This window comes from Pantoea sp. E956-1, from assembly GCF_982223955.1.
Genome location: NZ_CEUYZP010000043.1, coordinates 1 through 493, shown reverse-complemented (window position 1 = coordinate 493; position 493 = coordinate 1). Strand labels below are relative to the sequence as shown.

The 493-nt window shown below is 53.1% G+C and carries 1 protein-coding gene; it reads right to left on the bottom strand.

The window, feature by feature from the left end:
* Nucleotides 1-493 (bottom strand): hypothetical protein (locus AC0T7J_RS25150; RefSeq protein WP_473798442.1); only part of this gene is annotated, 493 nt, incomplete at both ends.

The window sequence follows — 493 nt, the reverse complement described above, 5'->3', positions numbered from 1 at the left end:
GGAGTGGATAGTCCTGTGCCTTCAGGGAGACGAAGAATCCATCCACCCATTTGCAGCTGTTATAGGTAACGATCGAGACATCAATGATCGGCCGCACATCGAACACAGGCACATCCAGCGAGTAGCCAAAACGCCGGTCGGCAATGACCTGCAACGACTTCAAATTATTTTGCGAGTTGATGGCTCGCATAAACTTGGTTTGCACAGCCTTGATGCAATGTCTCAATCGCATGCGCACGCCAATCAGAAATGGCAGCCGCTGATAAATAGGCCGCAGCACGACGCGTGGGTTGCTGAGCCTGTTTCGAAGCATCCACAGCGCACGTCGGCCGCCGCGAATGGGTCGAGTAAGGCGCCAGGACTTCGAGGCATAAACTTCGTCGAGTTTGTGTTTCAGCTCTTCGACTTCCGCTTTGCTCGATTCAATCTGCTGCTGCAGCGACTCGCGCTCAATAAGCAGCAGCTTCTGAATCCGCACAGCCTCTTCACTATT